We start from the raw sequence: 643 nt of genomic DNA on the forward strand, positions 1-643 counted from the left end.
AATTGGGCTTTTGTTTATTAGAATTTTCCTGACTGTTCCTTTCAAATCATCCCTCTTACGCCTTTTCAGTAATCAGTATTTTCTCTATCGATTCTTGTAACAAATTCTTTATCTCTTCAAAGTTATGATCCTGCTTTTCTCCAGGTTGTACCGTATAAAACTCGGCAAATGAGCGCTCTTTATATCTTGGTACGACATGCATATGATAATGCGTTAACTCATTAAAGATTCCACCGTTTTGACAAATCGTAATTCCATCCGGTTTGTATAATGACTTAATCGCTTTTGCAATAATCTTAGAAGCATCCATAATTGATTTCGCTATAACATCATCTAATTCGTCCACTTCTACAACATGTTGTTTTGGCACAATTAAAGTATGTCCTGGATAGAAAGGTGCATGATCTAAAAAGCATGTTACATAGTCATCTTCATATACTTTATATATTTTTTCCTCTTCGTTTGCTAATTTACAACCTAAACATTCCATCATATTTCCCCTTTATTAAAAACATAAAAACGTGAGAGCCGTATTCTCACGTTTTTATATTTTACTTTATCCCGCATTAACGGGCAGTAAGATCCCTATCTCAAAATTCTGCTGTAAAGCAAAGAAGTGAAATAGGAGATCAACTGCCCGTAA

At 34.1% G+C, this 643-nt stretch carries 1 protein-coding gene; it reads right to left on the reverse strand.

Features of this window, described 5'->3' with window-relative positions; all coding sequences use genetic code 11:
- Nucleotides 1-55: 55 nt before the first annotated feature.
- Nucleotides 56-490: an HIT family protein gene (locus tag KI369_RS26940; RefSeq protein ID WP_212958616.1), complete on the reverse strand. Its 435-nt coding sequence runs from the start codon at nt 488-490 to the stop codon at nt 56-58.
- Nucleotides 491-643 lie beyond the last annotated feature (153 nt).

Source organism: Bacillus sanguinis, from assembly GCF_018332475.1.
In the GTDB taxonomy this organism is placed as follows: Bacteria; Bacillota; Bacilli; order Bacillales; family Bacillaceae_G; genus Bacillus_A; species Bacillus_A sanguinis.